The sequence below is a fragment of the Streptomyces sp. NPDC007896 genome, assembly GCF_042959425.1.
Taxonomy (GTDB): Bacteria; Actinomycetota; Actinomycetes; order Streptomycetales; family Streptomycetaceae; genus Streptomyces.
In genome coordinates, this window is sequence record NZ_JBIBKX010000031.1 from 21,794 (window position 1) to 47,817 (window position 26,024).

Annotated in this window: 26 protein-coding genes and 4 pseudogenes; 19 read left to right on the forward strand and 11 right to left on the reverse strand. The window is 67.8% G+C overall.

Translation table 11 applies throughout. From position 1 onward, the window contains the following. The first annotated feature begins 384 nt into the window (after positions 1-384). Positions 385-885, forward strand: a complete 501-nt coding sequence (locus tag ACFZDJ_RS51950) for a hypothetical protein (RefSeq protein WP_384925704.1) — start codon at positions 385-387, stop codon at positions 883-885. Then, the gene (locus ACFZDJ_RS51955; RefSeq protein ID WP_391070086.1) at positions 882-1,799 is read left to right on the forward strand and encodes an MsnO8 family LLM class oxidoreductase; all 918 of its coding nucleotides are present in this window, start codon (positions 882-884) and stop codon (positions 1,797-1,799) included. Before ACFZDJ_RS51950 ends, ACFZDJ_RS51955 begins: the two co-directional genes overlap by 4 nt. Positions 1,800-1,966: 167 nt before the next feature. Here the strand turns inward: ACFZDJ_RS51955 and ACFZDJ_RS51960 are convergent, their stop codons facing one another. Then, positions 1,967-2,725 (reverse strand): TetR/AcrR family transcriptional regulator C-terminal domain-containing protein, encoded by a 759-nt coding sequence (locus ACFZDJ_RS51960; protein ID WP_391070088.1) that lies wholly within the window; start codon positions 2,723-2,725, stop codon positions 1,967-1,969. A 79-nt stretch (positions 2,726-2,804) separates the two neighbouring features. On the opposite strand from ACFZDJ_RS51960, the gene ACFZDJ_RS51965 reads away from it, so the two are divergent. Continuing rightward, on the forward strand, positions 2,805-3,224 hold the full coding sequence (locus ACFZDJ_RS51965; RefSeq protein WP_391070090.1) for a hypothetical protein: 420 nt from the start codon (positions 2,805-2,807) through the stop codon (positions 3,222-3,224). A gap of 304 nt (positions 3,225-3,528) precedes the next feature. Further along, positions 3,529-4,266: a methyltransferase domain-containing protein gene (locus ACFZDJ_RS51970; RefSeq protein ID WP_391070092.1), complete on the forward strand. Its 738-nt coding sequence runs from the start codon at positions 3,529-3,531 to the stop codon at positions 4,264-4,266. Positions 4,267-4,516: 250 nt separating this feature from the next. Here the strand turns inward: ACFZDJ_RS51970 and ACFZDJ_RS51975 are convergent, their stop codons facing one another. Next, positions 4,517-5,227, reverse strand: a complete 711-nt coding sequence (locus tag ACFZDJ_RS51975; protein WP_390938704.1) for a DUF6333 family protein — start codon at positions 5,225-5,227, stop codon at positions 4,517-4,519. Positions 5,228-5,434: 207 nt separating this feature from the next. Between ACFZDJ_RS51975 and ACFZDJ_RS51980 the strand changes: the two genes are divergently transcribed. Together ACFZDJ_RS51980 and ACFZDJ_RS51985 are read left to right on the forward strand one after the other, a co-directional pair. Further along, complete coding sequence (locus tag ACFZDJ_RS51980) at positions 5,435-7,717, forward strand: hypothetical protein (protein ID WP_391070094.1); 2,283 nt, start codon at positions 5,435-5,437, stop codon at positions 7,715-7,717. Between the two features lie 488 nt (positions 7,718-8,205). Continuing rightward, entirely contained in the window at positions 8,206-8,541 is a 336-nt protein-coding gene (locus ACFZDJ_RS51985) for an SDR family NAD(P)-dependent oxidoreductase (RefSeq protein WP_391070096.1), read from the forward strand. Here ACFZDJ_RS51985 and ACFZDJ_RS51990 read toward each other — a convergent pair. Then, positions 8,435-10,093, reverse strand: a complete 1,659-nt coding sequence (locus tag ACFZDJ_RS51990; protein ID WP_391070098.1) for a winged helix-turn-helix domain-containing protein — start codon at positions 10,091-10,093, stop codon at positions 8,435-8,437. The genes ACFZDJ_RS51985 and ACFZDJ_RS51990 overlap by 107 nt on opposite strands. A gap of 261 nt (positions 10,094-10,354) precedes the next feature. Between ACFZDJ_RS51990 and ACFZDJ_RS51995 the strand changes: the two are divergent. Further along, positions 10,355-10,543 (forward strand): annotated as a pseudogene (locus ACFZDJ_RS51995) (transposase); the annotation flags it as partial. Positions 10,544-10,545: 2 nt separating this feature from the next. Here ACFZDJ_RS51995 and ACFZDJ_RS52000 read toward each other — a convergent pair. Further along, entirely contained in the window at positions 10,546-10,995 is a 450-nt protein-coding gene (locus tag ACFZDJ_RS52000) for a nuclear transport factor 2 family protein (RefSeq protein ID WP_391070100.1), read from the reverse strand. Between the two features lie 483 nt (positions 10,996-11,478). Continuing rightward, positions 11,479-11,736 carry a hypothetical protein gene (locus ACFZDJ_RS52005; RefSeq protein ID WP_168500290.1) on the reverse strand — a complete coding sequence of 86 codons (258 nt, stop codon included), beginning with the start codon at positions 11,734-11,736 and terminating at the stop codon, positions 11,479-11,481. A gap of 119 nt (positions 11,737-11,855) precedes the next feature. On the opposite strand from ACFZDJ_RS52005, the gene ACFZDJ_RS52010 reads away from it, so the two are divergent. Next, positions 11,856-12,302, forward strand: a complete 447-nt coding sequence (locus ACFZDJ_RS52010; RefSeq protein WP_391070131.1) for a sigma-70 family RNA polymerase sigma factor — start codon at positions 11,856-11,858, stop codon at positions 12,300-12,302. A gap of 502 nt (positions 12,303-12,804) precedes the next feature. Here the strand turns inward: ACFZDJ_RS52010 and ACFZDJ_RS52015 are convergent. Beyond that, positions 12,805-13,476, reverse strand: coding sequence for a hypothetical protein (locus tag ACFZDJ_RS52015; RefSeq protein ID WP_391070101.1), 672 nt, complete (start codon positions 13,474-13,476; stop codon positions 12,805-12,807). Positions 13,477-13,856: 380 nt separating this feature from the next. Further along, positions 13,857-14,483, reverse strand: a complete 627-nt coding sequence (locus ACFZDJ_RS52020; RefSeq protein ID WP_390938719.1) for a TetR/AcrR family transcriptional regulator C-terminal ligand-binding domain-containing protein — start codon at positions 14,481-14,483, stop codon at positions 13,857-13,859. A gap of 111 nt (positions 14,484-14,594) precedes the next feature. On the opposite strand from ACFZDJ_RS52020, the gene ACFZDJ_RS52025 reads away from it, so the two are divergent. From ACFZDJ_RS52025 to ACFZDJ_RS52040, 4 genes are all read left to right on the forward strand, one after another. Beyond that, positions 14,595-15,392, forward strand: a complete 798-nt coding sequence (locus ACFZDJ_RS52025; RefSeq protein ID WP_168500299.1) for an acetoacetate decarboxylase family protein — start codon at positions 14,595-14,597, stop codon at positions 15,390-15,392. 137 nt (positions 15,393-15,529) lie between these two features. Then, positions 15,530-15,931: a tautomerase family protein gene (locus tag ACFZDJ_RS52030; RefSeq protein ID WP_391070103.1), complete on the forward strand. Its 402-nt coding sequence runs from the start codon at positions 15,530-15,532 to the stop codon at positions 15,929-15,931. Positions 15,932-16,947: 1,016 nt separating this feature from the next. Beyond that, on the forward strand, positions 16,948-17,574 hold the full coding sequence (locus ACFZDJ_RS52035; protein WP_391070105.1) for an Imm49 family immunity protein: 627 nt from the start codon (positions 16,948-16,950) through the stop codon (positions 17,572-17,574). Positions 17,575-17,841: 267 nt separating this feature from the next. Further along, positions 17,842-18,111 carry a hypothetical protein gene (locus ACFZDJ_RS52040; protein ID WP_391070107.1) on the forward strand — a complete coding sequence of 90 codons (270 nt, stop codon included), beginning with the start codon at positions 17,842-17,844 and terminating at the stop codon, positions 18,109-18,111. 12 nt (positions 18,112-18,123) lie between these two features. Here ACFZDJ_RS52040 and ACFZDJ_RS52045 read toward each other — a convergent pair whose 3' ends face one another. After that, positions 18,124-19,098, reverse strand: a complete 975-nt coding sequence (locus ACFZDJ_RS52045) for an alpha/beta hydrolase fold domain-containing protein (RefSeq protein ID WP_390938727.1) — start codon at positions 19,096-19,098, stop codon at positions 18,124-18,126. A gap of 456 nt (positions 19,099-19,554) precedes the next feature. Between ACFZDJ_RS52045 and lexA the strand changes: the two genes are divergently transcribed. The 4 genes and pseudogenes from lexA (at position 19,555) to ACFZDJ_RS52065 (ending at position 21,690) form a co-directional block, all read left to right on the forward strand. After that, complete coding sequence (lexA, locus tag ACFZDJ_RS52050; protein ID WP_384921539.1) at positions 19,555-20,226, forward strand: transcriptional repressor LexA; 672 nt, start codon at positions 19,555-19,557, stop codon at positions 20,224-20,226. 189 nt (positions 20,227-20,415) lie between these two features. Then, positions 20,416-21,028: pseudogene (locus ACFZDJ_RS52055) on the forward strand (transposase). A 9-nt stretch (positions 21,029-21,037) separates the two neighbouring features. Continuing rightward, complete coding sequence (locus ACFZDJ_RS52060; protein WP_391070109.1) at positions 21,038-21,373, forward strand: S-adenosylmethionine-dependent methyltransferase; 336 nt, start codon at positions 21,038-21,040, stop codon at positions 21,371-21,373. Positions 21,374-21,441: 68 nt separating this feature from the next. Beyond that, the gene (locus ACFZDJ_RS52065; protein ID WP_391070110.1) at positions 21,442-21,690 is read left to right on the forward strand and encodes a hypothetical protein; all 249 of its coding nucleotides are present in this window, start codon (positions 21,442-21,444) and stop codon (positions 21,688-21,690) included. A 30-nt stretch (positions 21,691-21,720) separates the two neighbouring features. Here the strand turns inward: ACFZDJ_RS52065 and ACFZDJ_RS52070 are convergent, their stop codons facing one another. Continuing rightward, a complete protein-coding gene (locus ACFZDJ_RS52070) occupies positions 21,721-22,821 on the reverse strand; it encodes a nuclear transport factor 2 family protein (protein WP_391070112.1) in 1,101 nt (366 codons plus the stop codon). A 150-nt stretch (positions 22,822-22,971) separates the two neighbouring features. Here ACFZDJ_RS52070 and sigJ point away from each other — a divergent pair, with 150 nt between their 5' ends. Then, the gene (gene sigJ / locus ACFZDJ_RS52075) at positions 22,972-23,910 is read left to right on the forward strand and encodes an RNA polymerase sigma factor SigJ (RefSeq protein WP_391070114.1); all 939 of its coding nucleotides are present in this window, start codon (positions 22,972-22,974) and stop codon (positions 23,908-23,910) included. A gap of 262 nt (positions 23,911-24,172) precedes the next feature. Beyond that, positions 24,173-24,823, forward strand: a pseudogene (locus tag ACFZDJ_RS52080) (IS5 family transposase). A 16-nt stretch (positions 24,824-24,839) separates the two neighbouring features. Here the strand turns inward: ACFZDJ_RS52080 and ACFZDJ_RS52085 are convergent. After that, on the reverse strand, positions 24,840-24,968 hold the full coding sequence (locus ACFZDJ_RS52085; protein ID WP_390938742.1) for a zinc-binding dehydrogenase: 129 nt from the start codon (positions 24,966-24,968) through the stop codon (positions 24,840-24,842). Between the two features lie 241 nt (positions 24,969-25,209). Here ACFZDJ_RS52085 and ACFZDJ_RS52090 point away from each other — a divergent pair. After that, positions 25,210-25,317, forward strand: a pseudogene (locus tag ACFZDJ_RS52090) (IS5/IS1182 family transposase); the annotation flags it as partial. On the opposite strand, the gene ACFZDJ_RS52095 reads toward ACFZDJ_RS52090, so the two are convergent. Then, complete coding sequence (locus ACFZDJ_RS52095; protein ID WP_391070115.1) at positions 25,312-25,884, reverse strand: hypothetical protein; 573 nt, start codon at positions 25,882-25,884, stop codon at positions 25,312-25,314. The pseudogene ACFZDJ_RS52090 and the gene ACFZDJ_RS52095 overlap by 6 nt on opposite strands. Positions 25,885-26,024 lie beyond the last annotated feature (140 nt).

Genomic DNA, 26,024 nt, shown 5'->3' on the forward strand with positions numbered 1-26,024 from the left:
CAATGCCCACAGGGAGAGCGCGCGACAGCAGGCAGGTCTGATCGCGAACCACCACGTCGCGACGCGTCGAGCAGGCACGGGCCGACCGGTCGTGATGTGGCTCGTCGGGCGGATGGCCGTGGTCTTCGCCGTCGAGCGAGCGGAGTCGGCCGACTGAAGTTCCCCCGAGGTGCGGCTGCCTCATGGCAGGCGCCCTGCTCTCGGCGACCTTCGTCGTCGAGGCCCGGTCGGCCGCACCGCTCGTACCGCTGCGACTGCTCCGGTCGCGGGCGCTGAGCACGGCGAGCGGTGCTCTGGCCCTGACGACGGACGCGCACCCGGGGCTTGTCACTCACCTCTGCCTCACACACAAGGCAACACCACCCCGAGCAGGAGGGCTTCCTCATGTACGACGCCGACCCCGCACACACCGCCGCACTGCTGAAGCACTTCGCCGACCTCCGCGACGGCACCCACGGCGACGCAGTCTCTCGACAGGCCAAGGAAGAACTCTTCGCCGCCACGGTTGAGTTGCTCGACCCCTACGGCCGCCAGGCACTCGACGAGACCAACGCACACCTGCTCCTCGGCACCGGCGAGGTCGTCGCCACCGGTGCCCGGAAATCCAAAGACGGCATAGCGGCGGTATGGGCGCTGACCTGGCCAGAGCAGCGGGCTGTAGGCATCAACCCGATCATCCTCCAGGCCTTCTACGGCGCCGGATTCCACCACCCGCACCTGCGCGGCGGCACTGTGGGCGACTGGCCCCTGAACGCGTTCACGCCCTCTCAGGCCGCCGCGGAACTTCCCACGCTGCGCGCCATCGCCTCGGCCGAGCTGCACAACCTCGTCTTCCAGCGTGACTACCGGATCATCCCGGCCACCACACACGGGCATGCCTCATGACCCTGCGCCTGTCGATACTCGACCAGTCCCCGATCCCGGCCGGTGGAGCGCCGGCTGAGGCGCTCATCGCCACCCTCCAGCTCGCCCGGAGCGCCGAGGACCTCGGATACCACCGCTTCTGGGTCGCCGAACACCACGGGACGGCAGGCTTCGCCGGAACGGCCCCCGAGATCATGGTTGCGAGCCTGCTCGCGCACACCCGCCGACTGCGCATCGGCTCCGGCGGCGTGCTCCTGCCCCGTTATGAGCCACGTAAGGTCGCCGAAGTCTTCCGCGTCCTGGGCGCACTCCACCCGGGGCGCGTCGACCTCGGCATCGGCCGTGCGGGTGGCGTCTCGCGGGACTTTCCGCGCAGGTTCGCCGAAGTCATCGATCTCCTCGGCAAGCCCTACCCGGGCTACATCCCGCCGACCGTCCGGCTGCTTGGTGCCGGCAGCGGATCCGCCCGGCTCGCCGGCGCCCTCGGAACCCGTTACGCCTTCGCTCACTTCCTGAGCCCACAGCTGAGTACCGCCGCACTGGACGCATTCCACGGCAGTACGCTTCATGCCCCCGTGCAGAGCGCACTCGCGGTACGGGTGGTGGTAGCGAATACCGAAGCCAAGGCCCGGGAGCTGACCGCCGGCTTCCTGCTCTGGCGCAGTCGCAAAGACCTCGGCCACAACGAACCGTTCCCCTCGCCCGCCACGGTTCGCAGCCACAGCTGGACCGCCGAGGAGGACGCGCGAGTCGGCCACCGCAGTCGGCAACTGGTGGCCGGGACCCCCCATCAGGTCAAGGCCGCACTCATCGGACTCGCCCGTGCCCACCGGGTCGACGAGATCATCGTCAATACGCTCACCCACGACCCGCTCGACCGGCTGCGCTCGTACGAGCTGCTGGCGGAGGCCTTCCAACTCGCCCCGAAGGCTTAGGTACCAGCTGCCGCCACGCCGGCCCAAGGACACCGGGAACGGCTGCCGCAGAGGAGACCGGTCGCGCTGAGCAGCACGCCGAGGAGACGAAGGCGCCGACGAGCCCCGGTCGGCGTCGGGGGCACGGTCCGGCGGCATGCTGCGTGGCGCGCTGATCGCTCCGCTGTTCAGGAAGCCGTTTCGGCCTCGGCCTTCACGGGCTCGGTGGCGATTCCGCTGACGCCGGTGATCAGCATGTCCAGGCCCAGGTTGTAGTAGGCGTCCGGGCTCGCACAGGCCGCCAGGGCGCCTGATGAGGCGATGATGTTGGGGTAGCGGCGCGGGGACAGCGCGCCGAGCGAGGCCGCCTTGACGCGGATGGCGTCCTCGTGGGCCTCGTCATCGTCACCGTGCCGCTGGCCGGGCTCGCAGGTGACGAGGGTGACGACCGCACCGAGGAGGTAGCTGCCGATCTCGGCAGCCTGCTCAGGCGAGAACCCGGCCTGCCTCAGGTGGGAGAGGGTGCGCTCGGCAATGTTCAGGCCGGCCTCCGAGGTGAGAATGCGAGAGGTCACGAGCCCGGCCACCGCCGGGTGAGGTCGTAGGGCAGCCAGAAGCGCTCGCAGCACCGCACGCAGCTGCTGAGGCCAAGGCTCCGTGCTCACTGGCGGCAGATCGACATCATTGAACAGCCGGTCGGCGATGCCGTCCAGGAGTTGATCCTTGTCCTTGAAGTGCCAGTACAGCGCCATCGGTGACACACCGTGATCCTGGGCGAGACGGCGGATGGTGACCGCCTCCAGGCCCTCGGCATCCGCCAGCGCCACGGCACCGCCGGCGATGGCATCGCGGCTGAGCTTCTCGCGCGTCCGCCCATCGCTTCCACTCTTCTTCATGGTTGACAACCATACTCTGTACATGCTCATGTGTACCTGTACATCGAACATGTACGTCGTATGGTCATCGGCGTATGGGCGGACGTGGCCAACCAGGGGACATCACCATCAAAACCGAGCAGGTAGACATATGACCGAGACGACTCAGCCACGCACAACGCCGCTGGCCGGTGAACTCATCGCGGAGGACTTCGACGGATGGAGCCCGCAGCTTCGACAGGAGTTCGTCGACAACGCCCGCAACCACCAGGTCGGCTCCGTTCTGCTGTCGGAGACCGGCGAAGTGAAGGTATGGAGCATCCGGCTGGCCCCCGGCGAACGAGTGCCTGCCCACCGGCATGTCCTCGACTACTTCTGGACCGCCCTCACCGACGGGTCCAGCGTGCAGCACACCGACGACAGTACGACCAGACGGGTCACCTACCGGGCCGGCGACACCCGCCACTTCACCTTTCCCGATGGCGAGTACATCCTGCACGATCTGCACAACGACGGACCGACCGAGCTGGCCTTCATCACGGTGGAACACAAACGCGGGCCCCACTCCTGAGAAGGTGAGGCACCGATGGGGACGACCGGAGGCCACCGCCGCGCTCGCGGCTCGGTGAAAACCTGCAGCCAGTGCTCGGCCCTCTCGCCAGAGCGAAGCTCATGTGAGTTCGACAGCGGTCTGGCCGGGCCGGGCGTGCGTGAGTGACTCGGGTGCAGTGGATGCGGACGGCGGTCGCTCCACCGGCGCTCTCAGGTAAGCGACCGCGGAGCAACGCGCACTTGTGCTTCAAGGTCTGGCCTCGAACGATGTCCTGGACATGCTCGCGGAGGGTGCGCCGTGTGGTGCACGGACGGGATGACAGGTGATCGACTACGACGGCGAGGCCCGTGACTACGACACTTCCCGAGGCGGCGAACGGCGAGCACAGGCGGCGGCGGACGCCTTGGAGGAGTTGTTGCCGCAAGGCGCCAATACGCTGCTGGACATTGCGTGCGGCACGGGCATCGTGACCAGGAGACTGCTGCGGCCCGGGCGCACGGTGCTCGGCATCGACCGCTCGCCCGGGATGCTTGGTCTGGCCGCCCAGCGGGTGCCGGGAGGCATGGTGTGCGGCGATGCCACGCGGCTTCCTTTCACGTCGGACAGTGTGGGCGCGGTCGTGATCGTCTGGCTGCTGCATCTGCTGGCGGCCCCCGCTGCCGTGCTGGCCGAGGCGGCCAGGGTGCTGCGGCCCGACGGTGTGCTGATCACTACCGTCGACAAGGACGACGCGTACTTCGTCGAGGACAGCGACATAGCCCCGATCACAGCGGAGCTGCGGCGCCAGTACGTGCCTCATGTGCCTGATCACGCCTCCCGGATGCTCGATTGGGCTGCTGGGCATGGTCTGGGGCTCGTCGGCGAGACCGTGTTCCCGGGCACCGGTCAGGGCCGTAGCCCGCGCAGGTGGCGGGAAGCGATCGAGGCAGGCCGTATCCCCTGGTGCACGTATGGCGCCCCGGACCAGGTGGCGGAGCTGAGCCGGCGGCTCTCCGCGCTACCGAACCAGGACGCGCCACGCCCGGACCCGTCGTATCGCCTCATCGCCCTGAAGGCGTGACGCTGCGCCGACTTGATCCTTCAAGTCTGGCTCCGAACGCTGTCTCGGACATTGCCGTCCGGACGGGTATTCGCCGGACGCTGTGGCGTCACACCTCCGGGACGACTTCTATGGGTGCCTGCCCGAGTGGCGTGACGAACTGTTCGAGCTGATGGACGCGTTGTTGTGCGCGGACCGTCCGGTGACGGCACCGGTGGATCCGACGCCTGTGCGGCGGTGCGGGAGGTGGAACGACGGCGCGGCGCTCCGGCTATGGAAACCAGACCTCGGAGATGCTTTCCTCGCCCTCCTCGCTCCGGTCGACAACGAATGCCGACTCGCAGCGGTCTTCCTCCGCGTAGACGGACAGGGCGCCGCCGGTGAGCATGTGGAGGAAGCCGTCGTAGTCGAAGAACCCTTCACCGCTGACGTCGTATCCCTCGCCCAGCCCGTCGGGGTCGATCCCCACAGCGGCAAGAGTGGCGCGCAAGTCGCCGGTGGTCTCCAGCTCATCGAAGCCCTCGACCATCAGATCCGGGGTGCCGGGCACAGCAACGAGGATCTTCATGTAGGAGGCGCCGAAGTCGCGTTCGCAGACAGCGACGATCCGGGCATCTGGATGCTGCTTCTTCTGGGCCCGGAACTCGTCCTCCAGCGCACTGGCCAGTACCCCGTCTTCGACAAGCCCCGGGTCACTGATCTTCACCGTGGAGCCCCACACGGCCGCGTGTACGCAGTCCAGCTCTTCCCGGCTGGCCGGGCTTCCCGGATGCTCCAGCCGGGACGGAGCGTACTCACGGCGGATCACTGAGACGCTCGACAGGGACAGCACCGCAGCCGTGGCCGCCGCCGGGTCGTGGGCAGTAGCGGACGGCCGCTCGTTGGGCTGGAGCGGGGCCGCGAAGGGGGGACGGACGATGACCAGATGCGCGTGCCCGCTGTGACGGGGATTCACCTGCGTTCCGGGAGATACGGGACTCATGCCGCCGAGCGTATGCCGTCGTCCACCATCCTGATGTAACGGTCCTGTGGAGAAGGGGAGTTGACGCGGTCATCGAACCGCGATTCGACTACGGCCGGTACACGCATGTGTCTAGCGTGTGGTCCGTTCGTCGGCGCCACATTGACCACGGGGGCCCCTGGCGCCACGAACACCCCATGCCCTACTGGGCCCCCACGGGGACATCACGTGCCAAAACCCATACGCGACCGGCGGTTGCACGCACTGCGCCGGTCGGTCGTCGCACTCGCGTGCGCCTCGGTCATGGCCCTCGCCGGGCTTCCAGGAATCACCTCGGCGAGCGCCGCACCGAAGCCGCTGGACCCGGGCAAGCGCTGTGACGAGTTGTACGGCCTGCCCAGCAGCACCAGCCCGACCGTTGACCTGCCGGAGTTCGACGCCTCCCGCGCGAAGTCCCAGTGGGACGAGTACTCGTACGTCAACCCGGCAAAGGAGTGGGACGGCCTCGGGCCGCCGTCCGCCGCCAAGGCAGACGCGCTTTCCGAGCTGACCAAGGCCCCGGCGACGCAGCCCGACCGGGTCTGGTGGAGATGGCTCCAACAGAAGGACCAGTACCCCAAGTTCGAGGACTACAGGGACGCGAAGTTCATCACGAACTCCGGGAACGATCCCCGCGGCAAGGCCTTCGAGCGGAAGGTGATCAAGGATCACGGGCTGGTCGGACCGGACTGGATCTGCCAGAAGGAGGTCGAGTTCAAGGACCCCGCCAACCCCGACAAGACCTACCGGCGCAAGCTCGACGCCTACAACACGCGCACGAAGCAGATCCTGGAGATCAAGTCCAACGGCAGCCCAGACCGCACGCAGATCCCCAAGGACCTGGCCTGGGCCAAGGACCCCAACTGGAAGGACAGTCGGGTCAAGTACGTCTTCGCCGAGCCCCAGAAGGCCGACGCGAAGAAGTTCCTGGGGGACATGCGCCAGCTCGCCGGTGACCGGGTCACCGAGTACAACTACCGTTCCGACCGCGTGGAGTTGGCCCCCAAGGGCGGACAGCGCGCCATGAGCGGTCTGCTGGAGCCCCCGGGCCAGTCCGGCACCACCCGCGGCGGCGCCACCGACCTGATCCGTGAGTCGCGGCCCACCCCTAAGGACATGGCGGACTACCTGAACCGCAGGAACGTCGCCAACCCGGGTGGTCTGCCCCGTGGCCCCGGCGGCGTCGACTTCTCCACCCTGGACCTGAAGTACATCGGCAAGCCGGTCAAGGGCAGGGGCGTCGACTTCGCGTTCGATGCGAAGGAAGACCCCACCGAGCAGTCCGGATGGGGCGGCAAGGCCAAGGCCCAGCTCATCTCGGACGCGTTCTTCACCTGGCTCGCCCTGACCCCGGACAAGTTCTGGGTCAACCTCAACCCGGATGAGCCGGACCGCATCATGGACGCCAAGTTCGGCAAGACCGACGCCGGCCGCGTGCTCCTGGAAACCGATCTCCAGATGAAGCACGACTTCTACAAGGCCATGGACCCCGATACCGACCTCGGCAAACGTTATTGGGCGGCCCTGCCCAAGCAGAACGGCTACCCGTGCATGCCCGGTCTGCGCAACTGGATCGAGCCGAAGACCGCGCAGGTCCGCGAGCAGGATGGAGGCATCTACATCCTCGACACCCCGCTGCGGCTGAAGTCGACCGCGCAGACCACGATCACCCCCGGCCCCGGCACGCCTATCTGCACCCCGAACGAGGCCGAGACCAAGGCGGCCCAGCGCGTCATCGACCAGATGATCGTCCCCGCGGTGGAGAAGACCATCAACACCGCACCCCAGTACGCCGACCTGCGGCGCGTCTACACCGCTCGCGTCGCGGCCGAATACATCCGTCAGCAGGACGCCAAGACACCCACCGACTACCACAAGATCATCAACAGTGGTGACGTCTCCCGCTGGCCGCTGCGCGCGCCCAACCAGAACTGGACCCGCGAGGCCCTGTTCAACAAGTACCGATACATCTACACCCACGGCGAGTTCGAGTACAAGATCCCTGCCAACGGCACCGTCCAGGTCTACCTCGTGGGCGGCGTCGACATGTCCAAGCAGCCCAAGCACAACGTCAGCAAGGTCAGCTTCACCGCCCAGCACCGCTACCTGCCCCGACAGGCGCAGACCAGCGTGAAGACCCTCACTGACAACACCGACATGACGGGACAGGTCCTCCTCGGCGCAAACACAGCCGCCGACGACACCGGCACCCCCACACCCACGCCAACCCCGACACCGACGACGACACACACGGGGAAGCCGACCCCCACCCCGACCCACAGCGGTGGAGCCGGCGGAAGCACGCGGACCCCCGCACCCACCACGCCCGCACCCAGCGAGCCCGGCGGCGACCTCGCCCACACTGGCAACGACTCCCCGATCGGCCTGATATCGGGTATCGCCGCCGCCCTTGCCGTGGCCGGCGGAGCGCTCGTGTGGTGGATGCGCCGCCGCAAGACCGTCCAGGAGTAGCCTCCCGGCGGATGCACACACGGTGGGGCGGTACGCGCAACCCGCGTACCGCCCCACCATCTTCAGTAGCCCTGCTGAGTTTCCCGACTCCTACACGCAGACCGCCGAGTTCGGCGACCTGCGTTACGCCGGGTCGGCACTCCGCAAGAGCGTGGCGTCCCGTTGTCAGCAGAGGAACTGACCGACGAGCAGATCGAGCGCCAGGTCGACACCAAGGTGATCGCCGCCATCCAGCTCCAGCATGGGCGGCCACATCGCGTTCCCCGCGATGTCGATGTACCACACCAGCAAGTGGCATCGAGGGCTTCTTCGAGGCGTACGCCCTGGAGACAGAGCCGTTCGGCATCGACACCACGCTGATCGAACCGGGCACGGTCGCCACCGATTTCTACGGCGCAGCGGACAGCACCCCCTCACAGCTGCCCGCCTACGCCGGCACCCAAGCCGCGGACGTCACGCACGGCAAGAACAGCGTGCCCCTGGAGGCCATGCCCGGTGACCCGCGCAAAGTCGCCGAAGCCGTGATCCGCATCGGCGACCCAAGGGGCCGCCGCGGCGCCAGCTCCCCGGTTCCGACGCCCACAGCCTGGGCAGAAGCCGCTATCGGCTCGGTCTCAGTGCTCGTCAACGGCGTGGCGCGGGCCATCGTCGGCACCTTCCTGGGGACGCGGGCGGCCGTGCCGTCTATGCGTCGACGCGGCGGCTCCATCGTCAACATCAACTCCACTGCCGGGATCGGCGCCGCCGGCGGACTGGCCGCCTACGGCACCAGCAAGTGGGGCATCTGTCGGTCACGCCCGGTCCGTCGTCGCGCACCGTGGTGACGACCCGACCGTCCTGATTCCGGACGGTGATCAGGATGTGGTGTGCGGCATGGCGGACGGCGTTGCCGACGAGATTGCGCAGCAGCCGCTCGAGTTCGTTCCGGTTGCCGTGCACGAGGGCTGGACCAGCGCTGTCACATGCGAGGGACAACGGCCGCTCGAAGAGCGGGTATTGCTCGGTCAGTCGCGAGGCGAGAGCTGCCAGGTCGACAGTGGTGGGACTGGCCAACGGGATGCGGGCATCAAGGAGCGCGAGCAGCGGGAGATCCTCGGCAAGAGCCTGCGGGCGGCGCGTCTGTCGCGCGGCGGTGGCGGCCGCGGCAGGCCAGTCGGTGCGCTGGGGATAGGCGAGCGCGACTTCCAGGCTGGCCAGCAGCGTGGTGAGGGGACTGCGCAGTTCGTGAGCAGCGTCCGCGACGAAGCGCCTCTGCTGGACGGCGGCGTCGTCGAGGCGCTGAAGGGTGGTGTTGATGGTGGTGGCCAGGGCGGCGATCTCGTCTCCCGTGCCGGGGACGTCGAGGCGTTCGCGGGGATCGGTCGCGGTGACCGAGGCGGTACGGGTCCGGATGGCCTCGACCGGCCGCAGGGCGAGCCGGGTGGCGGTGTAGGCGACGGCGGCAATCAGGACGAGACCGGCGAGACTGGCGCGCAGCAGCAGGCCGTCGGCGGTCGAGACGGCTGCTTCGGCAGCGTGCGGGGCCAGGACGACGTAGACCCGCGGCTTGGCGTCATCGGTGACGCCCAGGGCGCCGGCCTTGGCGTGGCCGAGCTCACGGGCCTCGACGTCGGAGGCCATCGCCCGGATGGTCCGGCCGGCCAGGTCGTCTGTCCCGTACGTGCCGTCGTGCCGTGCGGGCATGCGGACGGTGCGGATGTTCCACGCCTCGGACTGCCCGGCCGCCGGCGGGGCGGGCAGCACGTGTCGGGTCTCGGACTCGAAGCCTTCCATGGTGGAGCTGTAGGCGACGGAGGAGCGTCGGCCGGTGGCGACGATCTCGTAGGGCAGGGCGCTTCTGTCACCAGGAGCGACCTCCTGGTGCAACTGGCCGACGAGAGCCCAGAGCTGTTCCTGAGCCTGCACGTTGGTGGTGTCCATGCTCTGGAGGTACACGTCGCGGTGAACCCACCAGCCGATGCCGGCCAGGACGGCGGCGGCCGAGGCAGCGGCCAGGGCCGAGCGGGCCCGTACCGAACGCGGCCACCAGCGGCGCCGGGGCTCAGGCGCGTTCACGGTCGTCCACCAGTCGGTAGCCGACACCCCGCACCGTCTCCAGGGACCGCCTTGGAACGCGGCGTCGACCTTCTTGCGGAGAGCGCTGACGCGTGCTTCCACCAGGTTGGGATCCCATGCTTCGTCGGGCCATGCGTGATGCAGCAGGTCCGTTTTCGAGACAGCCTGTCCCGCCCGGCGAGCCAGCAGTTCCAGCACCGCGAACTCGCGGGGCGTGAGGTCCACCCGGATGCCGGCGCGGCGGCAGATGCGGGTGGCGATGTCCAACGAGAGGTCGCCCACGGCCAGGACAGGCGGTGCGGTCGTGGGAGCCCGTCGCACCAGGGCCCGCTATGAGCTCGTGACGCACTCAGTGAACGCTTCTGATCCCTGAGCGCCAGGCGATCTCGATGGCGTGAACGGCGATGACCGTGCGACCGGTTCGGTTGGTGCCGCAGCGGGCGTTGCGGAGGATCCGCCATTGCTTGAGGCGGGCGACAGCGCGTTCTCCTGCTCCTGGCGCCGCAGCCGGGCGTGGTCGCGGTTGGACCAGGCGTACTTCTCGGCCAGGTCTCTTTGTGGCGGGGGTGCGGATGGCGGCTCCAGCTCCGAGGAGTAGTCGAGCGCCTCAACACCACCGGCCAGTGGCAGTCCGGGGATCCGGACATCGTCATCGTGACCGACGCCGGCTATGACGTCACCCACCTGGCCTGGATCCTGCAAGACCTGCCCGTCGAGTTGTTCGGGCGGATCCGTGGTGACCGGGTGATGCGGATACCGGAGCCGCCGCGTGTCTATGATCCGAGGGGCGGGGTATAGGAGGCGTTCCTCCAGCGTTTCGGCCTTGAGTACACATTCCATGTACACAACTCAAGCTCGCCTACAGGCTCGCCAAGGGCCTGCGCCACCCCTGGGAGAAACCGGCCGCAGCGGTCCGACTCACCCCGCCCGGGTCCGTCGGACGTCTCGAAACCTTCGCCGGACCATGCCATTCCCCGCCAGAGCATATATTCGGTGATCCAAAGATCCCCACTACCGAGAATCCGGCGGATGGTGAAGGTGAGCTTGGCCGGGTGGTGCGAGCGCAGCGCCTGTAGATTGCGGCGGCCGTGGATGCGCTCACCCGACTGCGGATAGTCGGTGATGACGTCGTCGTGATAGATCTCGTGCTCGACGTCTTGGTCCCCGGCAGCAGACGCTGCCCAGTGCCGGTCCAGCGCCGCTCGAGTCTCCTGGTCTCCCACCGCGTTCCCTCCGATCACAGAAGTACCGGACGAGATCCATCTAGGTGGTGCCCTCATTGTCCCCCCGGGCCATGGCCTCCGCGACGGGATCACCGCGGCCGGTGGCGCGCCGAACGGCGCCACCCCGTGAACGTCCTCAGGAAGGATGCGAGCGCCTGAGAAGGCCACCGGTCCCCTACTACGAGACCGTGACACGAACGAACGAACGAACGCCGATCGGGCGGACGCGGGCGTCTGTGAATCCTGTGGTTCGGGGCTCGCTCAGTCCGCTGCTGTCCGACGAGGGTGACTTGGGTGCGTCGCCTGAGCGATAGCTCGACCATCCGCAGGGATGCGGCTGTGTTGAGGAGGGCCAGCGCCTTCTGCCGTCCGGCACGGAACGTAGAGAGCCGAGGCGCATTGCTGGATGGCCCGTTGCTTACAACGGGCCATCGAACAGGCTGCGGCACTGTAGACGCGGCGCCACCGGGAGAACAGGGCCGATCAGGAAGCGACCCTGGCGTTCAGCCCATAGTCCAGTTCTGAACCATCGACCAGCACCGCCTCGACCGTGCGCGTGCTGGGGTCGATGTCGGCCACGATCCCGTCCCCGGCGTAGCGGGGGTAGCCCGAGGCGCCTGTCTCGCCCGTCGCCTCGACGACTGCCGATCGCACGGCCGAGTCCTCCACGGAGGCGCCGCCTCTGTCCTCGACGTGTTCAGGGACCAACAAGATACGGAAGCGCTGCGGCTCTGTAGTCATGCTCCGGTATTTAATCGCCTGTCCCGCCAACGGTGGGAAAGGCGCACGACAGGTCTGCACAAACAGGCTCCGTCGGCTGACCGCCGAGGAGATCAACCGGCGCGAGCCTGGTCGGTCATCTGTTCTCGGTCACCCGCAGTCTCGAGCAGGTCGTGGACGTCGTGCAGGAAGCGTTCATCCGGGCCCTGAACTGCTGGCCTCGGATCCAGGCCTATGACGTGCCGGAGCTGTGGGTGCGCCGGGTGGCGATCAACCTTGCGGTCAGCGAGATGCGGAGGTTGCGTCGACGTGCTGCGGCTTTGCTGCGCCTGGGTGCCCAGCGCCCGCAGCCCCAGCTCACGCCGCAGACGGTGGCTGTCGCCGAGTTACTGCGCCGGGTGCCGGTGAACCAGCGCCCTGTGCTGTTGCTGCACGATGTTTTGGACCTGTCGATCGAACAGGTCGCCGAGCAGTTGGGCCTGCCAGTAAGCACCGTGCGCGGCAGGTTCGCCCGAGCCCGCGCGAACCTGGCCCGCCACCTCGCCGCCGATCCGGAAGGAACTCTGTCCCGCCATGGCCGACCCTGAGCGCAGTCTTCGCGATCTCGTCGAGGAGGGCAGCCGGGCCACACGACAGCCGCCGGTCGCGGACCTGAGGCGCCGTGCCCGGCGCCGTCGTACGTGCCGCGAGGTCGCGACGGCCGCGGCGGCGGCCATAGCCGTGACCGCTACGGTGGCGGCCGTCCTCCCTCTGGTCGACTCCGACCGTTCCGCAACCAGCTCGCCCGGTCCGACGGCGCCCAGCGCACTCCAGCCCAGGGTTACCGAGTCCACGAACTCGCTGGTCGCTATGCCGTCCGAGGCCGTGCCCGTCGACACGATCACGCTCAACGGCACGGGTTGCGCTCCGGGGGAGACGGTGTCCTTCGGAATCCGTTGGGACCGCGGTGCGAAGTTGAGCCTTCCGATGGAGAAGAAGACGCTGGGGCGACCGCAAGCAACCGCTACGGCCGGCGAGTCGTACAAGCTGACCTCGGTCAACGGGCAGAGTAGCCGTTCTCCTCGCCGTCTGAGGGGCCTGGCGACCTGTCTACCAACCCAGCTGAGGTTCCCCGAAGCGCAGTCCCGTCCCTTGCAACCAATCCCGTGCGTTTGCATCCGAGTTTCGCGTGCCGATGGAGACGTACACGGTGTGCCTGCCTGGATCAGGTTCACTGCACTGCTCGGTCCATGTGCTGTTGAGGCACAGTTGGACGCCACCCAGGTTGGAGTTTGGTAGGCCGCGCAGTGCCGAGAACCAGGAGATGTCGATGGACAGGGGGCCGCAGACCGCGACCGCGCCGTCGATCTCCCCCTCGGTGCACTCGTCGGAGTCACGGATGGGAAAGGTGGAGGGCGTCTTTCCCTTCATCAGCTGGAACTGCACTCCCTGCGGCAAGGGCCACAGGGACGCCAGTTCCGGTTGCAGCTCCGTCTCCACCCAACCAGAGGACGTGTCCCGGAAGCCCAAGTGGTACAGGGTCTGCCAGAGTTCCTGGACACGCGAGTCCTGCAGGTCCCGCTTTGAGCAAAGGAACGTGCCGCAGGTGAAGTACTGCCGGGCGTACTGGAACTGTTCCTGCGTGGCGATGTCGTTGAAGCTCAGGGAAGGCAAGTCCGGCGTTCCGGCGCCCAATTGGGCGAGCAGTTGACGTGCGAACCGTAGAGCACTCCGCGCGTCCGGCAGCGGTTCCAGCACCTGGTAGAGCATCGATGCACCCATCGGCCCACCTCCCTCCCCCCGCACTTTAGTCGGGCGGACCCATCAGGCCATCGGATTAACAGTCGGGCTGCGGTGCTGAGAGGGCGTCTGCCCCAACGGACGCCTTTCTCGCGTCGGATGTGAGCGCGTTCCTGGCGTTCGGGTAAGTCGTGACTTCGTGCGGTCCCTGTGGCCGGGAGGACTCGTCGGCGGTGGTCAAGATCTTGCGCCAGACGGCTTCGACGATGTCGGTGCTACCGGGTCGTAGACCATCTTGTACGGAGGGAAGTCGTGGGCAGGTTCTCCCATGGGACGCCGGTGTGGTTGACGTAGAGGATCGCTCAGATGCCCCTTCCGAGAAGGTTCCAGCTAATTCATGACACTCCTCCACTCGGCCTGTTTCACGGCTCCGTAACTGTGCGCACTTCTGCTTCTTGGTGGGGGAGCAGTGGGGGAGTGTTGGTGGCGAGCTGGACAAGGTATTCGGCGAGGTCGACGTCGAGGGGGGAGCCGGTCATGAGTCGTCGGTACAGGATGGTGCCGGCCCAGATGTCCTGGACGAGGTCGACGTCGAGGTCGTGAGGCAGGTCGCCGCGTTGGATTCCGCGGCGCAGTGCGGCGGCGATGTTCTCGCGCTTGCGGTACAGGAAAGCCTCCCGGAACCGGGTCATGAGTTCGGGGTGGGGGAGGAGGCCGCCGGCGAGTGCGGGCAGCGAGGTGGCCATGTCCTCGTTGGCGTAGTTGTCGATGGTCATGTCGACGGCGCGACGCAGCTCGGCGTGGGTGTCGCCCAGATCGGGGATCTCGTCGGCGCGGAAGATCTCGGCGAGCGCGTCGGCGACGAGTGCCTCCTTGCTGGGCCACCAGCGATAGATGGTCGATTTGCCGACGCCCGCGGCCGCCGCGACGGCTTCGATGGTCAGCGCCGGGTATCCCTGGCCCGACAGGACATCCCGTGCCGCGGCGAGGATCTTTGAAACAGAACGCGGCCCACCGGCCACAGAACCTGAGGAGAAGACGAGTGCCATGACTAGAACGATACGGATCGTTTCACTCGTGGGTCAAGGTGTGCTACTTTCGCACCACACCGATGAAACGCTACGTATCGTTTCACTCCAGTCTCTCCCGAAGGACGTGGCATGAAGGGTTACACCGTCCCCCTGTCTCCCCGTGGCATCGCGAACCTGGCACCCGCCCCGCCGTGGCACTACGCCGGCACCGTGGTTGGCGTGGAGTTCTTCACCGACCCGGCCGCCGCCGCAGCGACCCTGCCCGAGGGACTGACGCCCGACCCGGACTCCGCCGGCCGCGGCGTCGCGATGTTCATCGACTGGCAGTACTCCTCCACCGGCCTGGAATACCTGGACCCCGCACGCTCGCAGTACCGGGAATTCCTTCTCACCCTGGACGCCCACTACCACGGCGCCCCGGTGGCCTGGTGCCCCTACATCTACGTCGACAACGACTCCGCCATGGCCCGCGGCTGGGTCCAGGGCTTTCCCAAGAAGCTCGGCGCCGTCCACCAGACTCGCGCGTACTCCGTCGGCGGCCCCGGCACCCCGGTCCTCGGCCCGGGCGGACAGTTCGGCGCCACCGCCTCCGCCGCCGGACAGCGCATCGCCGAAGCCAGGATCACTCTTGAACAGCCGGTCCCCGACCCCGCCGCGCTGATGAGCCGCCCCGTGGTCAACCTCCGCCACTTCCCCCGCCTGGCCGCCGGACAACACGACAAGCCCGCCGTCCACGAACTGGTCATGTCCGTCCTGGACAACACCGCCGTCAGCGACGCCTGGGCCGGCACCGCCGACCTCGCCTTCCTCCCTGCCCATGGCGAAGAACTCGCCGACCTGCCCGTCCAGCGCACCGGCAAGGGATTCCACTTCGACCTCGCCTACACCGTCACCGACCTCAAGACCCTCACCGACGACAACAACTGACCACCGCGCACATCACGAAGGCCCCGCCACCAGCGACCACCCCGCTGGGCCCCTCCTCCGCCACGAACCATCCCCCACGCAGGTGCGCCCCCCAAGCTCTGGGGGGCGCCCGCAGCTCTCACACCTCAGGAGCCGACGTGCCCATCTACACCTGCACCACCGCCGAGGGAACGCTGAGGCCCGACGACAAGGGCGATCTGGCCGCCGAGATCACCAGGATCCACGCGGAGATCAATCACGTCCCGCCCGCCTACGTCAACGTCGTCTTCTCCGAACTGCCTCAGGACAGCGTCTACGTCGGCGGCCAACCAGGAGCGCCGCTGCTGATCGGCGGCTGGGCACGCCGCGGCCACCCACAGGAAGAGACGACCCGCCTGGCACTCGAGCTGTCGGCGGCCGCCTCCCGCATCACCGGACTACCCGAGCACCGCATCCTGGTGGTGATCCAGGACAGTCCCGCACGTTCCGCGGTCGAAGCCGGCCACGTCCTGCCCGACCCGGGCCAGGAAGAGGAATGGCTGAGCCACCACGAGGCGTAAAGCCGAGACCGGCTCATGCCGCCTTCGCGGACGCATCCTCAGCCGTGAGACGCGAGGCCCAGAATCGTCACTTCGTTAACTGCATTTCGTCGGTTCCCCAGACGGTCGAGCAGTGCGCCGCCACCTCCGTAGTCCTCGCCACCTCACCCTTGCTCGAAGGCATCGGCGGCCGCTACTTCGTCGGCCTCCGCCAACACCAACACCAAGCCGCCCGTAGCCGGCGACGAGGCCACCGTCTACGGGAAAGCCTTCGAGGTGGCCGAGTCCCGCTCGGTCATCAGCGTCGACCGCGATGTTCCGGAGCACGGCGGCCACTGGCCCAACGAGTCTTCCTCGTCCAACGCCTCGCGGCCGGCACCGACACGTACGAGGTCACCGGTATCTCCTCGTCGGACCGCCAGTGGGGCAGCCTGCCCGACTCCCTCGGCCAGAGTCCGGAAGGCCGTCCTGTCGAGCCCGCACCCCCCGGTCGGTCCGATGAACTGAATCTGGATCTGCCCCGAGCTCGACAGTCCAGGAGGCTCTGGCGATGAGTGAGGCGGCAGGGTAGGCCTTGAGGCCGCGGGCGTCGGCGAACCGTCCACCCGATCTACGGTGCAACGTGCCTCACGACCCCTCCGATACCGGTGAGGCAGGTTCCTGAACGGGGCCGGCGGTGTACGACACATCCAGCCCTTCGACCTCATTCGATTCCCGATGAAGTCGCCGACGCCCAACTTGCCTTCCCGCGACGAGAAGTTGGGCCACCTCCTGCCGAGGGAAGAGACGTCGCAAATCGAGGCGGAGGGGTCTTGGTGCGGACAGGCACGCGGCGGGACCGTCCACCCAGTACCCCTGTCGCCGCCGGGGGCGCACGGCCAGACCCGGGGCGATGTCCGAGCCCGCTGACAGCGTGCCGCGTCCTGCGGAAAAGATCACGAGAGGACGGCGGACGTCCAGGAAGTGACACGCCACGAGGTCAGCGGACAGCGCATAGCCCAGGCGCTCGACGACATCAGCCGACGGACCCGGCGGCGGTGGCACTGGATGCGCTACGACGACCCGTCCCCGGAGAGTGGTGCGACACGTTTGCGGCGTGCCTGGTCAGCGGACTGGTGTGGGAATGGCAGCGGGTGATCGGGCTGCTGTTGCGTAGCGACTACGCGCCCGCGATCCGCGACGGGGTGCCGTACTCGAAGCTGAATTCGACGTCGGATCGGGCGGACCTTGCTGCGATGGACGCGTTGTGCGGCTACCTGACCCAGGCGCGCGGGCACCAGCCCCGGGACTGGGCCACCGTGACCCTGTGCAAGCCGGACGCCGACGAGCGCGCCGAGGCGGCCCGGAAACTGGACGCAGCAGGCACCCTGGCACCGGACAAGCGCCTCCTTCGCGTACTCCTCGACGACGACCGGCACGCCTTTGAACAGGCTCTCGTGGCCCGGCTCATCGAGCACCGCGAGAGCGTGGGATCCGACCCCGCCCCCAGTACTCTGCTGCCGCTCAGCGCCCTTGCCCTGGCCGCCCTCGCGGTCCAAGTGCACGGGCGGGAGTTGGGCGTCCGGTCCGGTTATCTGCCGCACGGCATGCTGGGTTCGCCGGACGCGCTGCAGCGAGCGGTGGACGCCGGCGGAAATGAACAGGGCCACCGGACCGCCAAGTAGTCAGTTCGGAGAGCCGTGTCCTCGAGCGCCTTGACGTGGCCGCGGCCACTCCGCTGGCTTCTCGGCCGGCTCGCGCAGCTCGTGGCGAAACGACGTCGCAATTCGCGTACACAGCCAGTCCGCCAGACAGGAGGCCAAGCCGAAGCGGTGCAGCGCGTCGAAGGAGCCAGGCCACGCCCCGCTCTGGCGACGCAGCCTGCCGCGGCCTCGTATGCGTCGACCGGGGGCGGCAGGGTGCCCAGTTGTTCAGGCAGGCCGACGAGGCGCTTGGCGGGACGGACCAGGAGGAGTCCGTCCAGCGATCTGCCCGGACTGCGCGACACCCTCGGCTCCGGCGCGCTGCCCTACCCCACCGGCGACCCGCTCGCCTTGGCCACCGTCATCGGCCACATCGTCGACGCACTCGAAAAGCGCCGGGCACTGCGCACGGCTGCGTCCGAGAACGGTATGCAGCACACGGCGTACGAGTTCGTAGTACCGACGCGGATCAACCGCCGAGCTTCCTTTGCGGCCCGCGGCTCAGCACCTTTGGCCTGAACATCATCATCGTCAGCCGTGCAGGGCGGTCTTGAGTGCGTCGATGGCGAGGTGACGAGCGACCTTGGTGGCGTTGGTGTCACGGAGGAGGTCCAGCATCAGGAAGTCGTGGACCATGCCCAGAACACGGACCGCGGTGACGTCGACGCCGGCTTCACGCAGCTTGGCCGCGTAGGCCTCGCCCTCGTCACGCAGGACATCGGCCTCGTCGGTGATGACCAGGGTCGGGGGCAGACCGCGCAGCTGGTCGATGCTGGCCCGCAGCGGCGAGGCGTAGGGCTCGGCGCGCTGGGCGGCATCGGTGGTGTACTGGTCCCAGAACCAGATCATTCCGTCCCGGGTCAGGTAGTCCCCGTCCGCGAACTGCAGGTAGGACGGGGTGTCGAAGTCGGCGTTGGTGACGGGATAGAGCAGGACCTGGCAGCTGACCCGGACATCATCGCCCCTGTCCTTGGCCATCAGGGCGAGGGCTGTGGACATGTTTCCGCCTACGGAGTCGCCGCACACGGCGAGGCGCGAGGCGTCCAGGCCGTGCTGTGCGCCTTCGCGGGAGGACCATTGGGCCACGGCGTAGTTCTGCTCGATCTGGGTGGGGTACTTGGCCTCGGGGGCCCGGTCGTAGACGGGGAAGACCGCAGCCGCGCCGGCGCCGACGACGAGTTCGCGTACGAGGCGGTCGTGGGTGTTCTCGTCGCCGAACACCCACCCGGCTCCGTGGATGTAGAGGATGACCGGAAGCGTCCCGGAGATGCCGCGCGGGCGCACGATGCGGGTGCGTACCTGCCCCCACTTGCCGGCGTCGACGGTCACCCATTCCTCCTCGACGTCGGGTTTCGCGACACCTTCTCCGGTCTGCAGGCCGGCGAGGATGTCACGTCCCTGATCCGGCGGCACCTCGTAGATCCGCGGGTGTGGGGAGGTCGCCTCGACAAGTTCCTTCGCCGCGGGCTCCAGGATCGGAGTGAGAGGGGGAAACACTGAAGTCATGCTGATCTTCCTTTCCCTGCAGGGTAGGGGGCAGCAACGACGCCAGATGCACTATTTGCACATATGTATGCATCTTTGATCCAGGATAGTGGGGCGGGGGCACGCCCGCGATCGCGCCGGCCCGTCCCTGGGCGGGCAGGGGAAGGGCAACGGCAATGTGCTGATGAACACGGCACGCCCCCTGTGCGCACCGGGCGCTGCAACCTGAATGGATCGCCCCGTTCGACAAACCGCGCGGCATCGTGGATCGCGATGTACGGATCGACCGTGGATCCGGTGGCGCCGGCGAAGCCGCCAGCCCACCCCGCGATCACGCGGTCCGCACCGTTCTCCGTTCTCGGTTCGCCGGAGAACCGAGAACAGAGAACAGAGAACAGAGAACCGAAAGGGTGTTCCAATTAGGAGGGTGACGGGTTAAGGTCACGACTTGCGAGATCTTGTACGGAGGTGCCCGGGATGGAGAACAGCGTGCCCGCACGGCAGGGCCGTCCCCCGGGACCCCAGGCCGCCGAGGGGGAGTTGACGAGCCGCCAGTCGGCCATCGTCCGCTACATCACGGAGTCGGTCGACCGGCAGGGCTACCCGCCGTCGATGCGGGAGATCGGCCGGGCCGTGAAGCTCGCCAGTACATCCTCGGTCGCCCACCAGTTGATGGCCCTCGAGCGCAAGGGCGTTCTCTACCGCGACCCGCACCGTCCCCGCGCCTACCGGGTCCGGCCCTCGTGGGCACCCGACCTGGTCAGCAGGAGCGCCGCACCGGTCGACGTACCGCTCGTCGGACGGATCGCCGCCGGGGCACCCCTGCTCGCCGAGGAGATGATCGAGGACGTCTACTCGCTGCCCCGCCAGGTCGTGGGAGAGGGCGACCTGTTCGCCTTGACGGTCTCCGGCGACAGCATGATCGACGCGGCGATCTGCGACGGTGACATCGTGACCGTGAGGCGGCAGGACAGCGCCGACCACGGGGACATCGTCGCCGCACTCCTGGAGGACGAGGCGACCGTGAAGGTGCTGCGCCGGCAGGACGGGCAGGTGTGGCTCATGCCTCGAAACCCGTCGTACTCGCCGATCCCTGGCGATGAGGCGCAGATCCTTGGCAAGGTCGTCGGCGTCCTGCGTCTGCTCTGAGGGAGTGACCCGTACCGGTTTCCCCCCGAAGGACGACCGCGACGGCAGCGTCCGAGGAGGGTGCCTACCGGCACCTCGGCGACGAGTTCGTACGCCGTCCGGCGGCCCTCCGGGAGGCCTAGGACGTGTCTCTTAGGTCGGGTTGTCGGTTGATCGGATGTATCTGTCCGATTAGTGATCACTCATGCGATGTGGGCTCGGATCGAGCCGTTGATGTCGGCTGACCCGGTCCGCGGGCGGTGGTGGGCCGACCATCGACGCACCCTGGAGGCCATCGCGTGGAAGTACCACACCGGTTCGCTCTGGCGGGATCTTCCCGACGAGCTCGGCTCGTTCCAGACCGCTCGCAATTGCCGCAGACGGCGGCGCACGCCGCCTTGCCTTCGCCGCCACAGCGGGTCAGGCCGGTGACGCACCGGCCTTCGAGACCGTCATGGCCCGCATCCGCGTGCCCCGCACCGGCCCGGACAGGCCCCGCACCCGCCCCACCACAGTCCCGGCCGACTGCGCCTACTCCTCCCGCGCCATCCGCGGTCACCTGCGACGGCGCGGGATCAACGCAGTAATCCCCCAGCTGTCCTACCAGATCGGGCAACGCCTGCGGCGGGGCCGCAAAGGCGGCCGCCCGCCCGACTTCGACGCTGATGCGTACAAGCAGCGCAACACCGTCGAACGCTGGATCGACCGCCTCGAGCAGTGGCACGGCCTGGCCCTACGGTGCGACAAACTCGCCCTCGCCTACCAGGCCGCACTCCACCTCGCCGCCATCCTCATCTGGGCACGACGGTGGCCAAAGAGATAGAACCTTGCCATGCCAGGCTTCGAGGTCACACCGATAGGTACAGTCCGGAACAACCGGACGGACGTTCAGCACACGGACAACTGGGGTGCCGTCCGCAGCACGATCACCATCGACGAGCGCTTCGGCGAGGCGTGCCTCCAGGGCCTGGAGGGCTTTTCCCACGTGGAGGTCCCGTGCTGCGCCATCGAATCCGTCCACGGCCGCGAACTGACGGTGGTGGGCCTCGACGCGGTCTCCGGCACCCCGGTCATCGACCTGAAGCCGAGGATGGCGGAGTTCCGCACGGTGAACATCAAGCAGCCGGAATGGGTAAGCCGCCTGATGGCGGAGTACTTCCAGCCGTAAACGGCCCCCGCCAACGCGCCCACGCTCGCCGCCTCACCCCGCTGCTTGCGCGGCGCGGGATCAAGGCCGTGATCCCGGTCAAGGACGACCAGCGATCGAACCGGAGGAAGCAGGGCTCGCACGGCGGACGCGAGTACAGCTTCGCCCAGGAGCTGTACAAGCGCCGTCACGCCGTGGAATTCGGAATTAACCGCCTCAACCGCCTCAACCGCCTCAACCGCCTCAAGCGGCACAGGGCCGTGGCGACCCCGTACGACAAGCTCGCAGTCCGCTACGAAGCCGCCGCCCAGATCGGCGCCGTCAATGAATGGCTCTGAGCCTGTGAGTCAAACGGACCCTGGGCCGGGTCAGTATCCAATGGCCTCTCGGAGAAGCAGCACGGTGCCGCGCCCTGGGCGGGCTTCCGCGTTGAGGATGAGCAGGTGGTTGACGGCGCTGGGCATCCCGTACACCGCCTGGGCGCGGGCGTTCTCCAGCGGGAGGGCGTGCTCCTCGACGCGGCGCAGCGCTGTGCTCAGGTCAGGCACCACCTTCTGCGCGCCGACGATCCAGACCGCGTGGGCGGCGCCGCCGACGTTGGCAGGGAGTTGGCTGCCGCTGCCCGAGGCAAGAACGAGCGAGCCGGTCTCGGTGACCGCGGCGACGCTGTTGACGACGAATTCGGGGCTGGCGACCAGCCTTCGGATCTCGTCGGCGCCGGTGGCACGGTCGATGGCCAGGACGCGCGGCCTGATGGCGTCGTACCGGCCGCCGGCGTTGATGTCCTCGTCGATGCCGGACAGTCGGAGGGTCTCGCTGGCTCCGGTGAGTACGCTGGCGCCTTCAGGGACCAAGTCCTTGATGCGGGCGCGCGCGGCCGCGGAGTCGTCGAGGATCTCGGCGGCGAAGCCGCCCGCACGCAACGCGGCGGCTACCCGCTCCAGTCGTTCGGCCGATGCCGGGTCGGCGAAGGACGCGGCCGGAGCCGGGGTGGCCGTGGCATCTGCCGGGCTGGTCCCGGAACCTCGCGCCGCCTGGGGCGCCGAGCCCGCCAGCGGGGAGGCGTCGAGGTACCTGACCTCGTACACCCGCTCGGCGAACTTCCAGCCCTCCGCGGTGCGCTGGTAACGGTCATGGTAGACGGCGTAGTTCAGACCCTGGCGTCCGTCGAGGGTGCGCGCGAGTTCTTGGATGTAGGCGCGGCCGGTCGCGGTGTCGCCGTCGAGCAGGATCGTGCCGGGGTGTGTGGTCTGTACGAAGAAGTCCCACTGGCTTTGCAGCCGCTCGCCCCCGGCACGGATCTCCTCGCGGCCGATCAACTCGGCGGGGATGTTGGGCATGCGCAGGGCACCGTCCGGTGTGAACAGCGACGCCAGGCGGGGTCGGTCGCGCATCATCGCCGCGTCGGTGAACTCGCCGCGCAGTGCCTCGATCTCGACGCGATCCGCGATGGCCTGGAAGTCGTTCATTGGAGTCACCTCTCCGTCTTGTTGTCGTCCTCACCGTTACGACAACGCAGCCCTGCGGAATGTGAGGCGGCGCGTCGGCCTCACATTCCGATGCGCTGTCCTGTCGTAACGGGTAGAGGCACACAAGCGAGCGAGGGAGACGGCCAGACCATGACCAACAGAGCCGAGCACGGCGACGATCAGAGCGATCCGGGCCTCAGCGCGATCATGAGCGAGCGGCGCCAGCTGATCAACCTCGGCTATCGACTCCTCGGGTCCCTTGCCGACGCCGAGGACGTCGTGCAGGAGACCTACGCCCGCTGGTACGCCATGTCCGCACGGGAGCAGCAGGCCATCGAGTCGCCCGGCGCCTGGCTGGTGACGGTCGCCAGCCGCATCTGCCTGAACCTGCTCCGCTCGGCGCGGGCCAGGCGGGAGACGTACGTGGGCGACTGGATCCCGGAACCACTGCCCGAGCCCACGGAATGGATCACCGGGCGCTCCGGCGTCGGCGGGATCGACCCGGTCGATCGGGTCACCCTCGACGAGTCAGTGACGATGGCCTTCCTGGTCGTCCTCGATTCGATGACCCCGTCCGAGCGCGTCGCGTTCGTCCTGCACGACGTCTTCCGCTACCCCTTCGGCGAAGTCGCCGAGATCGTGGGCCGCACTCCGGCGGCGTGCCGCCAACTGGCCTCGTCCGCCCGCCGTCGCATCCGCACCGCGCAGACCCCGGCGGGCCCGAGTACCGAGCAGGCCGGCATCGTCAGGCAGTTCAGAACGGCGTGGGAGGCCAAGGACATCGACGCCCTGATCAGCCTGCTCGACCCCGACGCCACCGCGACCGCCGACGGCGGCGGGCTGGCCGTCACCCACCAGCACCCGATCGTGGGCGGTGAGCAGATCGCACGTGCCTACGCCGAGATCGCCCGTGTGTCGGGCGATCGCACGACGTTCCTGGAATGCACGGTCAACGGCCTGCCCGGCTTGGTAGCGCAGCAGGACGGCAACATCGCGACCGTGTTCGCGTTCGAGATCGCGGGCGACCGGATCAGGCGTATCTGGGCGGTGCGAAACCCCGAGAAGCTCCGTCCCTGGCGGATCAGCTGAGGAGCGATCCGAAACGCCGCAGCGATCGGATCGTGACCAGCACCAACCCGCACCCAGCCCACATCTCGAACACGGGACAAGGATGCGGAAGTTGGTCCACGCCACTACGAAGCTCCAACCAGAGAGCCCTGCCGAGACCGGGATGAAGGCTTCGATGATCTGTTCCCAGTCCACCCGGGAGGCTATTACGTCCCTCGCCCATTACGCCCGCTCCGGCAGAGCTCATGATCAGGTGATCTTGGCGAGGGGTCATGGTCGGGCGATACGTCGCCATGAACTGACCGAAGGAGAGCGGGAGTTCGGCCGACCGCTGCTGTTGGTGCCGCTGTTGGGCCGCAAGCGGCTGGACGACCGGACCATTCTGAACGGGATCGTGTGGAAGGTCCGTACCGGGGTGGCGTGGCGGGATGTGCCCGAGCGGTACGGACCGTGGGCCACGCTGCACACCCGATTCCACAGGTGGGCCAAGGACGGTACGTTCGAGCGGATGCTGAAGGCAGCGCAGGCCCAGGCGGATGCGGCGGGCGACACCGACTGGCTGGTGTCGGTCGACTCCACGATCGTGCGGGCCCACCGCCACGCCGCCGGAGCCCGAAAAAAGGGAGGGCGCCGTGCCCTCGGACGTTCGCAAGGTGGGCTGACCAGCAAGAGACGTCTGGTCTGTGACGCCGTCGGCCGACCCCTCGCTCTGGTGTTCACAGGCGGCAACGCCAGCGACTGCACCCAGTTCACGGCGCAGCAGCCGCGGCGGCCGACCATCAACCTTCGGCCAGTAGATATACAAGCGGCGCCACGTGGTGGAACGGTGCTTCAACCGGCTGAAGCAGTGGCGTGGCATCGCCACCCGATACACAAGACCGCCGGTTCCTCCAAGTCAGCCGTCACCCTCGCATCGCTCCTGGTGTGGGCGTGACATGTGACGACAGCGCCTAGGGCCGGAGCACGATCTTGCCGTGGGTGTGCTGCCGCTCCAGCTCGCGGAACGCGTCTCGCACCTGCTCCAGCGGGTAGGTGCGGGCGATCGGCACCTCCAGCTCCCCGCGCGCGGCAAGGCCCACCGGACAGCTCCGTCACCTTGGTCACAAAGGGTTCGAGTTCCGCCGGGCCGTTCAGGATCACGTGACGCCCGTAGCGACTAACCTCGTCAGCCAGCTCGATCGCACGAGCTATGTAACCCTCCTTGAACTCACTGTGCTTCAGGTAGGAGATGGAGTGTGCTCCGACAGGACCAGATGCGCTCGACCGATCGAGGAGACGTCCGAAGTTGACCCAAGGCTCAAGGTGATCATGAAGCGTGGCAAACGGACGATCAATGCGCTCAAGGGCTCCCGGGCCGTGGCGACCAGGTACGACAAGAGAGCGTATGTCTTCCACGGCACCGTCACCTTCGCCGCGATGCGGCTATAGCTCCGATGAGGACCTGCCGGACAGCTCCCGGCTGTCCTGACGGCCGTAGCGCTCCCTTTCCCGCGCCACCCCTTCGGCACTCACCGATGACTGGATGGTGTACACATCTCCGATACGGTCGTCGCCGCGCCGACGCTGTCGCCATTCTTCGTGAGCCCGGAACACCATGACGGACACCTGTGAAGCAGGCTGCCAGTGCCGTGTGAAGGTCGGAGCATTCACGTCCGGGGCGTCTTCCAGGGGTATACCGTGCTTCCCCAGCAGCCGCTCCAGTTTGTCGAACCGGAGGTGGCGGTCGAAGCGCCCGTACTGGTCGCGAATTGCCCTGTTGACGATGCTGCCGCCCAAGTACGACAGCCGATGCACCTGCAAGGTGAAGTGGTGCCCCTCCCATGGATGGTCCGGTGTTTCCCGAATCCAGAAGAACTCAGCCATTCCGTAGTCGCGCCACATACTGTGGTCGTCAAGGGAGTTCTCGGCGAAATCGGAACCCAGCATCGCGGTCACCCGGTCGGGACTGTCCGTCGGATTGGCACCGAGCACCGTTCCGGAGGCGACCACGTCCATGTAGAACGCAAGGGAATGTGGAGTCAACTGGTCTTCCTTGACGGGGCGCCGGGTATCAGAAGCGACGGCCTCAGCATATGCGACCGGGGACGCCACGAAGATCCGCCGGACAGGCCCTAAGCACAGCGACGCACGAGGTG

Bases quoted from the DNA above. Each gene is read 5' to 3' on its own strand.
- ACFZDJ_RS51950 (WP_384925704.1), top strand. From the start codon at position 385: ATGTACGACGCCGACCCCGCACACACCGCCGCACTGCTGAAGCACTTC.
- ACFZDJ_RS51955 (WP_391070086.1), top strand. From the start codon at position 882: ATGACCCTGCGCCTGTCGATACTCGACCAGTCCCCGATCCCGGCCGGT.
- ACFZDJ_RS51960 (WP_391070088.1), bottom strand. From the start codon at position 2,725: ATGTTCGATGTACAGGTACACATGAGCATGTACAGAGTATGGTTGTCA.
- ACFZDJ_RS51965 (WP_391070090.1), top strand. From the start codon at position 2,805: ATGACCGAGACGACTCAGCCACGCACAACGCCGCTGGCCGGTGAACTC.
- ACFZDJ_RS51975 (WP_390938704.1), bottom strand. From the start codon at position 5,227: ATGAGTCCCGTATCTCCCGGAACGCAGGTGAATCCCCGTCACAGCGGG.
- ACFZDJ_RS51985 (WP_391070096.1), top strand. From the start codon at position 8,206: ATGCCCGGTGACCCGCGCAAAGTCGCCGAAGCCGTGATCCGCATCGGC.
- ACFZDJ_RS52005 (WP_168500290.1), bottom strand. From the start codon at position 11,736: ATGACTACAGAGCCGCAGCGCTTCCGTATCTTGTTGGTCCCTGAACAC.
- ACFZDJ_RS52015 (WP_391070101.1), bottom strand. From the start codon at position 13,476: ATGGGTGCATCGATGCTCTACCAGGTGCTGGAACCGCTGCCGGACGCG.
- ACFZDJ_RS52020 (WP_390938719.1), bottom strand. From the start codon at position 14,483: ATGGCACTCGTCTTCTCCTCAGGTTCTGTGGCCGGTGGGCCGCGTTCT.
- ACFZDJ_RS52025 (WP_168500299.1), top strand. From the start codon at position 14,595: ATGAAGGGTTACACCGTCCCCCTGTCTCCCCGTGGCATCGCGAACCTG.
- ACFZDJ_RS52045 (WP_390938727.1), bottom strand. From the start codon at position 19,098: ATGACTTCAGTGTTTCCCCCTCTCACTCCGATCCTGGAGCCCGCGGCG.
- lexA (WP_384921539.1), top strand. From the start codon at position 19,555: ATGGAGAACAGCGTGCCCGCACGGCAGGGCCGTCCCCCGGGACCCCAG.
- ACFZDJ_RS52060 (WP_391070109.1), top strand. From the start codon at position 21,038: ATGCCAGGCTTCGAGGTCACACCGATAGGTACAGTCCGGAACAACCGG.
- ACFZDJ_RS52070 (WP_391070112.1), bottom strand. From the start codon at position 22,821: ATGAACGACTTCCAGGCCATCGCGGATCGCGTCGAGATCGAGGCACTG.
- sigJ (WP_391070114.1), top strand. From the start codon at position 22,972: ATGACCAACAGAGCCGAGCACGGCGACGATCAGAGCGATCCGGGCCTC.
- ACFZDJ_RS52095 (WP_391070115.1), bottom strand. From the start codon at position 25,884: ATGGACGTGGTCGCCTCCGGAACGGTGCTCGGTGCCAATCCGACGGAC.